Origin of the sequence: Streptococcus sp. NSJ-72 (assembly GCF_014334035.1) — a bacterium.
GTDB lineage: Bacteria > Bacillota > Bacilli > Lactobacillales > Streptococcaceae > Streptococcus > Streptococcus constellatus.
This window is the reverse complement of sequence record NZ_CP060489.1, coordinates 1804342-1817871: the sequence shown is the minus strand read 5'-3', so window position 1 is coordinate 1817871 and position 13530 is coordinate 1804342. Positions and strand designations below refer to the sequence as shown.

Genomic DNA, 13530 nt, shown 5'->3' with positions numbered 1-13530 from the left:
GAGGTTGTTATGAAAAATAATTCAATAAGAAGTGTTGTCGCAACGGGGATTGGAGCAGCTCTCTTTGTTGTTATTGGAATGATTAGTATTCCAACACCTGTTCCAAATACTAGTATTCAATTGCAGTATGCTTTGCAAGCCTTGTTTAGTGTAATTTTCGGACCTGTCGTTGGATTTTTGACGGGCTTTGTCGGTCATGCACTAAAGGATTCATTGCAATATGGGAATCCTTGGTGGTCATGGGTCATTGCCAGTGGTTTGTTTGGTTTGATTGTTGGGCTATTTCGAAAACGGATTCGTGCTACGCAAGGGATTTTTGAGGTAAAAGATATTATATCTTTTAATGTGATTCAAGTATTAGCTAATGCAATAGTATGGGTTGTTATTGCCCCATTAGGGGATATTTTGATTTACAATGAGCCTGTCAATAAGGTTTTGGTACAAGGTGTTGTTGCAACGATTTCTAATGGCTTAACTGTTGCTGTTGCAGGAACAGTGCTTTTACTGGCCTATGCTCGTACACAAACCAAATCGGGAAGTTTGAAAAAGGATTAGTTATATTTGAGGGCTCAGAAAGAATAATCTGAGCTTTTTTATTTTAAATTTTTTCTAAGGCCATAAAAAATGTACAAAATGTTATTTATATATTGCATTTTACAAAATATAATGTATAATAGTAGTAAAGAAAGAGTTAAAATTTATGAAAAATGATAAAAAACCAGTAGGAGCAGCTTACATGATATGGCTGTTGCTAGGAGTAACTTTTTTATTAGTAGGATTGAGTCAGAAAAATCGGACGTTCATAGTTCTGGGTTTTAGTAATATAACTTTGGGTTTCACCTTGTACGCGGCAAAGAAAAAAAGTGATGCTGACCGAGAGGACAAAGAGAATGGCAAAAAATCTTAAATTGAAAATGGCGCGGGTAGAGCATGACATGACACAGGGAGATTTGGCCGATGCGATTGGTGTGACACGGCAAACGATTGGTTTGATCGAATCAGGGAAATACAATCCTAGCTTGAGTCTTTGTATTGCAATTTGCAAACGATTGGACAAAACATTGGATCAATTATTTTGGGAGGAGGAATCATGAAATTCATTAAACGTCAGATTTTGGATGAGCGAGAAGAGCAATTAATCAATAAGGCTGGGACGGAAGCATTTAGTTTGCTGATGATTAGTAATTTTATCTTTTATATTGGAAGTGTCTTTGTCCATTCAGGGGAAATCTATGCGCAGTTATTCTTGTTTTCGAGTATGATTGCATTTCTTTACTTTTTGGAGCGTTGTCGGCGGTTAGGTGCAAATTATTTTAATAGTTTTACCTTTACTATTTGGGGTGTGATTGCCATGACAGCTTTTGTGACTGTCATGATCCTAGTTCAAAATTTCCAAGTTAATCATGCTATGTATCAAAACAATCCGTTGCATGCCAAGTTTTTATTGGCTATCCCAATTACATTTTTGCTGTATCTCCCTATCATTCTGGTGTTTAATCTGCTATTAGAAGTTGTTGGAAAATTTCAGAAAGGGCGATTTGAGAAATATTTATCGGAATTAGAAGATGAAGCCTGAGAGGAGGTTTCTCATGAACAAAATAAAGAATTATTTTGATGGCGAAAAGGACGAGCGTATTCGGCAAGGGGCATATATGGCTGAAGCCCTATGCGTTTCGAGTTTTACTTGTTATTTTAGGTATTGGAATTATTATCAAGTTTTTCCTGTTTAACTTTTCAATAAAATCTTATGTGGATGAATTGCTAGCTATTCTGATTAGCGGCGGAATTTACTTCTTTGTGATGAGGAAAGAAAAAATTGTTGAAAAGAAGAAGCTAGGAATACTCATGACTTTATTCCAAGCATTCTGTTTGACAGTTTTGAGTGGTTATTATCACTATCATTTTGGTGTATTGCATGATAAAACTCGTCCGACAAATGATTTCATTCTGTTTCTATTTGGCAGTTTTATCACATATTTGGTTGCGCCAGGAATATTTAATTGGTTTGTAAATACATACAATCAATCTCGTAAACACAAGATTGATAAGGAAATGGACGATTCTGAATGAGAGAAGATCAGGCTGTCTTTATATGTTAAGGAGGTTGGGCTACCTAGCCTTTTTTTGACAAAAGTGAACTACTTTTTGGGTAATCCGTCCGCCCCTCGGCCAGAGCAAACTAGTTTCGGTTCATGTTGTCCTAGGCTCGGATGAAGAAAACTGCTTTTGGTTCATATCGTCCGAGGCTCAGATGGAGCAAACTAGTTTCGGTTCATGTTGTCCGAGGCTCGGATGGAGAAAACTGCTTTTGGTTCATATCATCCGAGGCTCGGCCAGAAGAAAGAAGTTCTTGTTCGTCCTGTCGCTCTAGTCGGCAGTCTTAACGAGTTTTGATTTGCTTTGTCGACTAGGTCGCTAATCTTAACAAGTTTTGGTTTGTTTTGTCGACTGAGACGCCAATCTCAACGAGTTTCAGTTTACTTCGTCGACAAGGTCGACCATTTTAATCATTGTCACATTTTCTCATTAACCAAGTAGGGTCGGCAAGAAGCTGAACTCTTTTTGTTTGGTTAGATTCTTTTACACTTAGGGAGAGTTTTAAGGAACTTCAAAATTGATTTTCATCTTATTTTCTTTTGTGCTACAATAGAATGAGTATATATGGGAGGAGCAGTGGATGATTTTAGAGGAATTTGATAATAATCGCAGAGCGATTATCAATCCAGAAGATTTGATTGAGACACTGCCCGATTTCCCAGAGTTGGTGGTATCTTGTTTTGCTCGTGCTACTTTTGAGCGGATGCTAATGAGTTTCCGACATGAACAGGTGGCCACCACTTCCATGGCAAATATTGAGATTCCAATTTACAGGATTATTGTAAAAGGTACACCGATTGCTCTATTTAATGCACCGGTTGGTGCATCAGCTTGTGTCGCTATTCTGGAAGATTTGATTGCCTTCGGGATGAAAAAATTGGTCTTATTTGGAACATGTGGTGTTTTAGATGAAGCTATTAAGGAAACATCTATCATTGTACCTTAGATGGCTATTCGTGATGAAGGAACCAGCTATCATTATCTGCCAGCTTCTGATGAGATAGAGGTGAATGTGGGCTTGCAAGATTTTCTGATTTCCTTTTTAGATGAGAATGGGATTTCTCACTCCGTTGGTAAAGTTTGGACAACGGATGGCATTTATCGAGAGACCGCAGAAAAATTGTATAAGCGTAAAGAAGCAGGAGCCATTTGTGTAGATATGGAATGTTCAGCAGTTGCAGCCTTAGCCGCTTTTCGTAATATTCCCATCTGCCACTTCTTTTATGCGGCGGATCATTTGTCCGAGGAAAATTGGGATATGCGTAATCTGTCGAATCATGCAGATTTAGATGAAAAAGACAAAGTAGCTAACTTGGCAATACAAATTGCTCTTGCTTTATAAAGAAGAATGTGATGGAAAAACCAATTATTCAATTTGAAAATTTTAGTTTTCAGTATCAAGTACAGACAGAACCAACATTAAAAAATGTTGATTTGACAATTTATGAGGGGGAAAAAGTCCTGATTGTGGGGCCTTCTGGTTGTGGTAAATCGACGCTTGGCCAGTGCTTGAATGGAATTATCCCCAATATTTATCATGGAGAAATGACAGGAAGTTTATTGATTCAAGGAAAGTCTGTCTTTGATAGGAGCGTCTATGAACTGTCAAATCTCGTGAGTACAGTTTTGCAGGATACAGACGGTCAGTTTATCGGGTTGAGCGTTGCAGAAGATTTAGCATTTGCTTTGGAAAACGACATGGTGGATTTGCCAACGATGAGAGATAGGGTACATTTGTGGGCTGAGAAATTGGAGCTACTGTCGCTCTTACATCAGCGTCCTCAAGATTTGTCTGGTGGGCAGAAACAGCGGGTCAGTTTAGCCGGGGTGTTGATTGATGAAAGTCCGATTTTATTGTTCGATGAGCCTTTGGCAAACCTAGATCCTAAATCAGGGCAGGATACAATTGAGCTGATTGACCAAATTCATGCGGAAGCAGGAACGACGACGATTATCATTGAACATCGTTTGGAAGATGTGCTTTATCGAGCGATTGATCGAATTGTGCTCATCAATGATGGCCGAATTTTGTTTAATGGTAGTCCAGATGATTTGTTGCATACGGATTTACTAGCTGCCAATGGTATTCGTGAACCTCTTTATCTTACAACGCTGCGCCAGCTTGGCTTTCATGTGAAAGATGCTACACAGTTGGCAACTTTAGATCAGATAGACGTATCTTCTATTCAGTTTTTGGGAGAGTTGGTTCCTATTCAAAAACCACAGGTGCAAGATTACTTGCTAGAATTGAAAAACGTTCAATTTGCTTATGGGGAGAAAAAAGTTTTAAAGGATATTCATCTAGCAATCTCTAGAGGGGAAAAGATTGCGATCGTTGGAAAAAATGGTGCAGGAAAATCCACGTTAGCAAAAGCGCTTTGTCAATTCATTGAAACGGAAGGAAGCTATACTTGGCAGGGGCAAAACATCAAAAATGACTCTATCAAGGAGCGTGCCGAACGAATTGGTTATGTGTTACAAAATCCAAATCAGATGATTTCAACAACCATGATTTTTGATGAAGTTGCCTTGGGATTGAAGCTGCGTGGCGTTGCAGAAGAAGAAATAAAAAAGCGAGTCTTAACTGTACTAAAAACTTGTGGTCTATATGAATTTCGACATTGGCCTATTTCTGCTTTGTCCTTTGGCCAAAAAAAGCGTGTGACCATTGCTTCCATTTTAGTGTTAAATCCAGAGATTATTCTTTTAGATGAGCCAACAGCTGGGCAAGACCAACATAATTATACAGAAATCATGAATTTTTTGGACGAGTTGAATCAAAAAGGCCACACTATTGTGATGATTACACACGATATGCAATTAATGCTGGATTATTCTGAACGTGCGATTGTTATGCTGGATGGACATATCTTAGCAGATAAAGCCCCTGCAGAAGTTCTGACAGATAAGAAGTTGATTCAGGCGGCAAATCTGAAAGAAACATCAATTTTTTCTTTGGCTGAAAAACTAGAAGTAGATCCGCTAGCTTTGACTGAATTTTACATGCGAGAAAGGGAAAAAAGTCATGCTTAATCAACAAAAACTAATCGGTTACCATGCGGGTACGACCTTTCTTCATCGCTTATCGGGTGCTAGTAAATTGTTGTTTTTCATTTTAGTATCAACTGCAGCAATGATTAGCTATGATACACGTTTATTATTGGTAATTGCGGTTGGATCGCTCTTTTTATTCAAAGTGTCTCATATTCATTTTAAGGATGTATCATTTATTTTGATCTTTGCTGGTCTTTTTGCTGCTTTGAATCTCATCATGGTCTACCTGTTTGCACCTCAGTATGGAGTAGAGATTTATGGAGAACAGACAGTTTGGCTAAGTGGACTAGGTAGTTACACTGTAACTGCTCAGGAAATATTTTATCTATTTAATTTATTTTTGAAATATCTCTGCACTATTCCTTTGGCGGTTATTTTTCTGATGACAACTCACCCAAGTCAGTTTGCCTCTAGCATGAATCAAATCGGAATACCCTATAAAATAGCTTATTCAGTCAGCTTAACGCTGCGATATATTCCGGATTTGCAAGAGGAGTTTTACTTGATTAGAATGTCCCAAGAAGCGCGTGGATTAGAATTGTCAAAAAAAGCAAAGTTCAGTCAGCGAATCAAAGGCAATTTGCAAATTATTGTTCCCTTGATTTTTAGTTCGCTGGAACGGATTGATACGATTGCAACAGCTATGGAATTGCGGCGTTTTGGCAAAAATAAAAAACGGACATGGTACACTTATCAGGCTTTTCAGAGGTTGGATATTGAAGTAATTGTACTGGCTGGTTTATTTTTATTATTCAGTCTATTACTCTTTGTCGTGAATCACGGTCGATTTTACAATCCTTGGTTATAAATGAGAATGAAAATACATATAGGAGGAAGAAAATGATTGCATTGGTAACAGGAGCTTCGGCTGGTTTTGGACAAGCTATTTGTCGCCGTTTGGTGGCAGAAGGCCATCAAGTGATTGGTGCAGCAAGAAGATCAGAAAAATTAGCACAACTTCAGCAGGAATTGGGCTTTGCAAACTTTTATCCACTTCAAATGGATGTATCGGATGTGAAAAGTGTAGATCAGGCTTTAGAAAATTTGCCAGAGGCTTGGCAAAAGATTGATATTTTGGTCAACAATGCAGGTTTGGCATTGGGTTTAGATAAGGCTTATGAAGCAGATATGCAAGATTGGCTGACAATGATTCAGACTAATGTTGTTGGTTTGGTTTATCTAACACGCCAGATTATACCACAAATGGTAGAGCGGGATAGTGGGCTTATTATCAACCTTGGTTCAACTGCTGGGACAGTCCCTTATCCGGGAGCTAATGTGTATGGAGCTAGTAAAGCATTCGTAAAACAGTTTTCTCTGAATTTACGTGCTGATTTGGCTGGACATCATATTCGTGTGACCAATATTGAACCCGGTCTTTGTGAAGGCACAGAATTTTCAACTGTTCGGTTTAAGGGAGATAAGCAACGATCTGAAAAATTGTATGAAGGAGCTCATGCTATTCAGCCGGTAGATATTGCCGATACTGTTGCTTGGATTGTTGGGCAGCCTCCTCATGTCAATATTAACCGAATTGAGCTCATGCCTGTTTCACAAACATTTGGTCCACAACCCGTTTTTCGAGAAGAATAGATAGATGGGGAATAAATGATGGAAATAAATCTTTTATTCTCAATTGATGATCACTATATAGAGCCGTTTAAAACGACCTTGTATTCAGTGTATCAGAATACACCGTCAGCTTTGCTGCATGTGTTTGTCTTGCAGAAACAATTGTTAAAAAAGCATGCAGAGATTAAGAGCTTTTGTGAGGCATTAGGAATCGTTTATGATCCAGTTGTGATTGGTGAAAGAGCTTTTGAAGATGCCCCAATCGCTGATCGGTATCCAGAGACAATTTACTATCGTTTGTTGGCTCATGAATATCTCCCTAAGGATTTAGACAAAATTCTATATTTGGACGCCGATACTTTATGTTTGAATGATATTTGTCCACTTTATGAAATAGAGTTAGGCGCTTCTTTATATGTTGCAGCTAGTCATGGTTCAGATACTAACATGACAGATTTAGTCAATAAGCTACGCTTACAAAATTTTGAGGCAGAAAGTTACTATAATTCAGGAGTTTTACTCATGAATTTGACAGCAATTCGACAAAAAGTGAAGCGTGACGCTATTTTAGATTATATTGCTCAAAATCGTTTTAAACTTTTTTTACCAGACCAAGATGTACTAAATGCTTTGTACGGGCATTTGACACTCCAGATTCCAGATGAATTATATAATTACGATGTACGCTATAATGTTCTTTATTACGCTAGAAGTAAGGGAGAGTGGGATTTAGACTGGGTCATAAAACATACTGTCTTTCTTCACTTTTGTGGCCGAGATAAGCCTTGGCGGAAAGACTACCATGGTCGCTATACCGCACTTTATAAGCATGTCCAGCATTGTTGTAGAAAAGTGGACTAAATTGGAGATAATAAAGAAACCAAGCAGCTTTAAACTGCTTGGTGTTTCGTTTTATAAGGGCCGTTTATTAGGAATTCCTGCTTTGCGAGGGTATTTATTGGGAGTTTCTTTTTTCTTATCAACAATAGTGATATAGCGTGGGTCGCCATTTGGAAGTTGATAGCTACTATTTTCTTTGACTTTGCTAAATAGAAGTTTGAGAGCATCGTTAGCCTCCGTTAATTCCTCAGGGGCATTAGTAGCTTTGAGTGCTAAAAGACGTCCACCAACTTTAAGAAAAGGAATGGTCAGTTCGGCTAAGATTTGCATACGGGCGACGGCGCGCGCAGTTACAATATCAAATTGGGCGCGGAAGTCTTTATCTTGAGCAAAATCTTCTGCCCGACCATGATAGAAATGAACTTTTTCCAAATCTAATTCGTCAGCCAAATGATTTAAAAATAGAATGCGCTTGTTTAGAGAATCAATAACCGTCACATCTAACGCTGGATAGAGGATTTTCATAGGGAGGCTAGGAAAACCTGCCCCAGCTCCAATATCCAATAGTTTGATATTTTGGTTTTTAATCCGTCCCTGCAAAATTGGTGCAATGGAGTCATAGAAATGCTTGAGATACACTTCTTTTTTTTCAGTGATAGCTGTCAGATTGATTTTTTTATTCCATTCAACGAGCAGTTCAAAATAGCGTTCAAACTGCATCTGTTGTCGGTCCGTGAGTTCAATCTGTTGCTGTTTTAAAAGTTGATAAAATTCTTCGGGTGTCATCATTTGTCCTTACTTGTATCTTCTTGCCTCTATTATACCAAATAATCAGAAGAGAATCTTTAAAATTTCTCTTTTGAAGAAGTCAAAATGTTTATTATTTTCATTTTTCTGGTATAATATCTATAATAAATTAAAAGGAGAATGACTATGTGGATAATTATTTTAGCTATTGTAGTGGTACTAGTGCTGTTTGTAATTGCTAGTTACAATGGTCTTGTCAAAAGTCGTATGCAAACCAAAGAAGCATGGAGTCAGATTGATGTTCAATTGAAACGTCGAAATGACTTGCTACCAAACTTGATTGAAACGGTCAAAGGGTATGCCAAATATGAAGCATCAACGTTTGAAAAAGTAACAGAACTGCGTCGGCAGGTAGCTGCTGCAACAACTCCAGCAGAAGCTATGAAAGCAAGTGATGCCTTGACGCGTCAGATTTCAGGAATTTTTGCTGTTGCAGAAAATTACCCAGAATTGCAAGCAAGTACAAATTTTGTAAAATTGCAAGAAGAATTAACTAATACTGAAAATAAAATTTCGTATTCTCGTCAACTTTATAATAGCGTAACAAGCAGTTATAATGTGAAGATAGAAACATTTCCAAGTAATATTATTGCTGGAATGTTCAGTTTTAAGCCAGCAGATTTCTTGGCTGTTCCAGAGGAAGAAAAATCCGTACCAAAAGTTGATTTTAGCGGTTTAGGTGACTAATATGCTCTTTGATCAAATTGCTAGTAATAAAAGACGAACGTGGGTTCTCTTGATTGCATTTTTTGCTCTCTTAGCGATTATTGGTGCTGCAGTTGGCTATTTGTGGTTCGATTCGATTCTTGGCGGAGTGTTGATTGCCTTTATCATTGGAGGGATTTATGCTTTTAGCATGATTTTTCAGTCTACTGAGGTTGTCATGTCCATGAATGGTGCTCGACAAGTCACGGAAGCTGAGGCTCCTGATCTTTATCATGTGGTAGAAGATATGGCGATGGTAGCCCAAGTTCCTATGCCACGAGTGTATATTGTTGAGGACTCATCACCCAATGCTTTTGCAACAGGCTCAAAACCTGAAAATGCGGCAGTAGCAGCGACAACAGGTCTGTTGAATATGATGAATCGTGAAGAATTGGAGGCTGTTATTGGACACGAAGTGAGTCACATTCGGAATTATGATATTCGAATTTCAACGATTGCAGTAGCGCTTGCTAGTGCGGTAACGATGTTATCGAGCTTGGCAGGGCGTATGATGTGGTTTGGTGGGAGTGGTCGCAGACGTGATAGCCGAGATAATGATAATGGTTTGGGCGTTCTAATGTTGATTTTATCGCTCGTTGCGATTATATTAGCTCCTTTAGCAGCAACGTTGGTTCAATTAGCCATTTCTCGTCAGCGTGAATTTTTAGCGGATGCTTCAAGTGTAGAATTAACTCGCAATCCACAAGGGATGATTAATGCTCTCTTGAAATTAGAAAATAGCGATCCTATGCACCATAAAGTTGATGATGCTAGTGCAGCTCTCTATATTAATGATCCGAAAAAAGAAGGTGGCTTGCAAAAATTATTTTACACCCACCCACCGATTTCTGAACGGGTTGATCGTTTAAGAAAAATGTAAAAAGATTGAGATAGATTCCTATGATTGTGTTGCAATCATGACTGTCTATCCCGATCTTTTTTGCTGTTTTACAATATAAGTGAAAGCAATCTAGCTTTATTCCTATCTTTTCTTAATGAGAGTAGGAGAGATATGATACCGCATCCTGTAAACACCATCCAGGTGATTTTCATATTCCAAATAGCTAGACTGGTAAAAATCATCGTTCCTAGTGGAATAGAGAACGAAAAGAGCAAATTAAGAAAACTAGAAGTTTGAGCTAAAACATCTGAAGGCAGTTTGCTGAGAAGCAGGCTGTTAATTTTAGGATTGACCTTCCCAGCAATATACATCATAAAGAAAATAACAAGTAATCCTAGAAAAACAGGTAAATGATAGAAATTGATAATCCCTAAAATAGGAATTGTTAGAGAAGCCCAAAGAGCTAATTTATTGATCGATAATTTGCTAAAATAATCATTGGGGGTAAGACTAGCAGAAATAACTCCTAAAATAAACGTCGTTTCAAAGATTAGTAAAGATTGGCTGAAAGAGAGACCAAATAAAGGATGATCCAATAAATACAAATTATAAAGAGCCATAATAGAGCCACCTAGCGCATTAAGGATGAGCACCTGTAATAGTAATTTGAAAAAATTAGTAGAATTATCTTGCTCAAAAATTAATTTAGAACTTTGATACATCTGTTTGAATTGCTGCTTTAGCGGAGTCGTCTTTCCTTGTTCATGTTGAACGATTTCGTGGGTCAAACGGTGACGGACAAAATAGAGTGTTGTAGAAGATAGTAGGAAAGACAGGGCATTGATAAGAGCGACTAGAGTGAAGTTTTGATTGCTAACAGTTAATAGCCAAACACCAAGAGCTTGTCCAGCAAGATTGCATAGATAGGTGAGGAGTTGTGTGAAAGAAAAAGCTTCCATCATATCTACATCAGCAATATTCTTTTTCAAAATAGGCATTTGTAGTCCACTGCGATAGTCGCTGATAGTATCTGAAAGGATATTGATGAGACAAACGGTTGAAAAGGCAATATAGGTACTAGACTTTGTCAAAATAGCTACCGCAGTAAAGACGAAAGCTTGTACATACCCCATATGAATGAGCCAGCGAGCTTTCTGAATCGTTTTATCCGCTTGCATACCGATAAATATCGTAAAAAATGTTGGAACAAGAACGATAAAATTTGCAATTCCTACAGCAAACTTTGGATGTGGCAGACTAGAAGCAAAAACAACAAAAACAATATTATAAATGGAAGAACCTAGAATATTGAACATGCGTGACAAGCTGATAAAAGCGAATACTTTATTTTTGAAGATGAGTTTCATCATAATCTCCTTTTTATTTGTTGCAATGATTATAGCAGGAACGAGCCTGATTTCAAGGCATTTTCTGTAAGTGGTAATAAAGTATAAGTAAGTGAATGGTATAGTAAAGTAACTTGCAAGTGAACTTTATGTCTGTTTTCAAAAATGGTATAATAAAACTAGAAATCTAAATACAAACGAGGAAATCATGTTACATATTCAAGAAATTCATAAAAATCCAGATGGTCTTACTTTTGAGCAAGATTTTGATTTGACACAAGAATTACAAATGCGCAATCCAGAAATTTTGAATGTCGCAGATATTGTTGCAAGTGGAAAGGTGCAGTATGAGGATGGCCTTTACTTTTTAGATTATGATTTGTCTTATACCATTACACTAGCGTCCAGTCGTAGCATGGAACCGGTAGATCAAAAAGAAAACTACTTGGTGAATGAGGTTTTCTCTGATGCACATAGTGGGAAAATGGATCAAGATTTGATAGCTGATGATTTGGTGTTGCCGATTGAAAATGAAGTAATCAATCTAGCCGAAAGTGTGGCAGATAATATTTTATTGCATATTCCACTTAAAGTGTTGACGTCCGAGGAGAAAGCGAGTGACTGCATGCCTTCAGGAAATGATTGGCAGGTCATGACTGAAGAAGAGTATCAAAAAAGTAAACAAGCGCAAAAAGAGAAGAATAGTCCGTTCGCCAGTTTGCAAGGCTTATTTGATGAAGAGTGAACCCCTCTTTAACATTGGTTTTTAGCAACAAATCCTTTCTTTTCCTGCTTAAAAATGATAAAATAAGACAAACAAAAAAGAGGAGTGCAAAATGACAAAAGCGAATTTTGGTGTTGTTGGTATGGCTGTTATGGGGCGTAACCTCGCCCTTAATATTGAATCTCGTGGCTATACAGTGGCAATTTACAACCGATCAGCGAATAAAACAGAGGATGTGATTGCATCTCATCCTGAAAAAAACTTTGTTCCAAGTTACGATGTGGAAAGTTTTGTGAATTCTATTGAAAAACCACGTCGGATCATGCTCATGGTTAAAGCTGGGCCAGGGACAGACGCAACGATTCAGGCATTGTTACCGTTTCTTGATAAGGGAGATATCTTGATTGACGGTGGAAATACGTTCTATAAAGATACTATTCGTCGTTCAGAAGAATTGGCAAATTCTGGAATCAATTTTATCGGGACAGGTGTATCTGGTGGTGAAAAAGGTGCGCTTGAAGGTCCATCTATCATGCCTGGTGGACAAAAAGAAGCCTATGAATTGGTAGCAGATGTATTGGAAGAAATTTCAGCGAAAGCGCCAGAGGATGGGGCACCATGTGTAACTTATATCGGACCAAATGGTGCAGGTCATTATGTAAAAATGGTCCACAATGGGATTGAGTATGGCGATATGCAATTGATTGCAGAAAGTTATGATTTAATGCAGCACTTGCTTGGATTTTCAGCAGCAGAAATGGCTGAAATCTTTACTGAATGGAATAAGGGTGAGTTGGATAGCTATCTGATTGAAATCACTGCTGATATTTTGACACGTAAAGATGATGAAGGACAAGATGGACCAATCGTTGATTACATTTTGGATGCAGCTGGAAATAAAGGAACGGGTAAATGGACGAGCCAATCAGCTCTTGATTTTGGTGTTCCACTTCCACTTATTACGGAGTCTGTTTTTGCACGTTATATTTCTGCTTATAAAGAAGAACGTGTTCAAGCTAGCAAAGTTCTTCCAAAACCTACTGCTATTAAATTTGATGGGGATAAGGCTGAATTAATTGAAAAAATTCGCCAAGCTCTATACTTCTCGAAAATCATGTCTTATGCACAAGGTTTCTCACAATTGCGTGTCGCATCTAAAGAGCAGGCTTGGAATCTTCCATTTGGTGAAATTGCTTCTATTTGGCGTGCTGGATGTATCATCCGTGCTCGTTTCTTGCAAAAAATTACAGATGCATATGGCCGTAATGCAGATCTTGCAAACCTACTTCTTGACGAATACTTTATGGATGTTACTGCAAAATATCAACAAGCTGTTCGCGATGTAGTTGCTTTAGCTGTTCAGGCGGGTGTGCCAGTACCAACTTTCTCTAGTGCGATTGCTTATTTTGATAGCTATCGTGCAGAAAACTTGCCAGCCAATTTGATTCAAGCGCAGCGCGATTACTTTGGCGCACATACGTATGAACGCAAGGATAAAGAAGGCATTTACCACTATTCTTGGTATGATGAAAAATAGGATAAGC

At 38.1% G+C, this 13530-nt stretch carries 14 protein-coding genes and 2 pseudogenes; 14 read left to right on the top strand and 2 right to left on the bottom strand.

Annotation, left to right across the window (positions count from 1 at the left end; all coding sequences use genetic code 11):
• Nucleotides 1-9 precede the first annotated feature (9 nt).
• The 10 genes and pseudogenes from H8787_RS08845 (at nucleotide 10) to H8787_RS08800 (ending at nucleotide 7584) form a co-directional block, all read left to right on the top strand.
• Entirely contained in the window at nucleotides 10-555 is a 546-nt protein-coding gene (locus H8787_RS08845; protein ID WP_006270195.1) for an ECF-type riboflavin transporter substrate-binding protein, read from the top strand.
• 145 nt (nucleotides 556-700) lie between these two features.
• A complete protein-coding gene (locus H8787_RS08840) occupies nucleotides 701-907 on the top strand; it encodes a hypothetical protein (protein WP_022525734.1) in 207 nt (68 codons plus the stop codon).
• Nucleotides 891-1094, top strand: coding sequence for a helix-turn-helix transcriptional regulator (locus tag H8787_RS08835; RefSeq protein WP_187327891.1), 204 nt, complete (start codon nucleotides 891-893; stop codon nucleotides 1092-1094). Before H8787_RS08840 ends, H8787_RS08835 begins: the two co-directional genes overlap by 17 nt.
• Entirely contained in the window at nucleotides 1091-1576 is a 486-nt protein-coding gene (locus H8787_RS08830) for a DUF6773 family protein (protein ID WP_187327890.1), read from the top strand. Before H8787_RS08835 ends, H8787_RS08830 begins: the two co-directional genes overlap by 4 nt.
• A gap of 13 nt (nucleotides 1577-1589) precedes the next feature.
• Nucleotides 1590-2070, top strand: a pseudogene (locus tag H8787_RS08825) (DUF6773 family protein).
• 607 nt (nucleotides 2071-2677) lie between these two features.
• Nucleotides 2678-3439 (top strand): annotated as a pseudogene (locus tag H8787_RS08820) (nucleoside phosphorylase).
• A gap of 11 nt (nucleotides 3440-3450) precedes the next feature.
• Complete coding sequence (locus tag H8787_RS08815) at nucleotides 3451-5130, top strand: ABC transporter ATP-binding protein (RefSeq protein ID WP_003068102.1); 1680 nt, start codon at nucleotides 3451-3453, stop codon at nucleotides 5128-5130.
• A complete protein-coding gene (locus H8787_RS08810; protein ID WP_003071815.1) occupies nucleotides 5123-5959 on the top strand; it encodes an energy-coupling factor transporter transmembrane component T family protein in 837 nt (278 codons plus the stop codon). Before H8787_RS08815 ends, H8787_RS08810 begins: the two co-directional genes overlap by 8 nt.
• A 32-nt stretch (nucleotides 5960-5991) precedes the next feature.
• Nucleotides 5992-6744 carry an SDR family oxidoreductase gene (locus H8787_RS08805; RefSeq protein ID WP_003068106.1) on the top strand — a complete coding sequence of 251 codons (753 nt, stop codon included), beginning with the start codon at nucleotides 5992-5994 and terminating at the stop codon, nucleotides 6742-6744.
• A gap of 15 nt (nucleotides 6745-6759) precedes the next feature.
• Nucleotides 6760-7584: a glycosyltransferase family 8 protein gene (locus tag H8787_RS08800; RefSeq protein WP_187327889.1), complete on the top strand. Its 825-nt coding sequence runs from the start codon at nucleotides 6760-6762 to the stop codon at nucleotides 7582-7584.
• A 51-nt stretch (nucleotides 7585-7635) separates the two neighbouring features.
• Here the strand turns inward: H8787_RS08800 and rsmG are convergent, their stop codons facing one another.
• Nucleotides 7636-8349: a 16S rRNA (guanine(527)-N(7))-methyltransferase RsmG gene (gene rsmG / locus H8787_RS08795; protein ID WP_006270458.1), complete on the bottom strand. Its 714-nt coding sequence runs from the start codon at nucleotides 8347-8349 to the stop codon at nucleotides 7636-7638.
• Nucleotides 8350-8496: 147 nt separating this feature from the next.
• Here rsmG and H8787_RS08790 point away from each other — a divergent pair, with 147 nt between their 5' ends.
• Nucleotides 8497-9057 (top strand): LemA family protein, encoded by a 561-nt coding sequence (locus H8787_RS08790; protein WP_039677367.1) that lies wholly within the window; start codon nucleotides 8497-8499, stop codon nucleotides 9055-9057.
• Between the two features lies 1 nt (nucleotide 9058).
• Nucleotides 9059-9955 (top strand): zinc metalloprotease HtpX, encoded by an 897-nt coding sequence (gene htpX / locus H8787_RS08785; RefSeq protein ID WP_003068114.1) that lies wholly within the window; start codon nucleotides 9059-9061, stop codon nucleotides 9953-9955.
• Nucleotides 9956-10023: 68 nt separating this feature from the next.
• Here htpX and H8787_RS08780 read toward each other — a convergent pair whose 3' ends face one another.
• Complete coding sequence (locus tag H8787_RS08780) at nucleotides 10024-11283, bottom strand: transporter (protein ID WP_187328383.1); 1260 nt, start codon at nucleotides 11281-11283, stop codon at nucleotides 10024-10026.
• Nucleotides 11284-11470: 187 nt separating this feature from the next.
• Between H8787_RS08780 and H8787_RS08775 the strand changes: the two genes are divergently transcribed.
• Entirely contained in the window at nucleotides 11471-12007 is a 537-nt protein-coding gene (locus tag H8787_RS08775) for a YceD family protein (RefSeq protein WP_039677365.1), read from the top strand.
• 91 nt (nucleotides 12008-12098) lie between these two features.
• Nucleotides 12099-13523, top strand: coding sequence for an NADP-dependent phosphogluconate dehydrogenase (gene gndA, locus H8787_RS08770; protein WP_003071834.1), 1425 nt, complete (start codon nucleotides 12099-12101; stop codon nucleotides 13521-13523).
• Nucleotides 13524-13530: the final 7 nt, after the last annotated feature.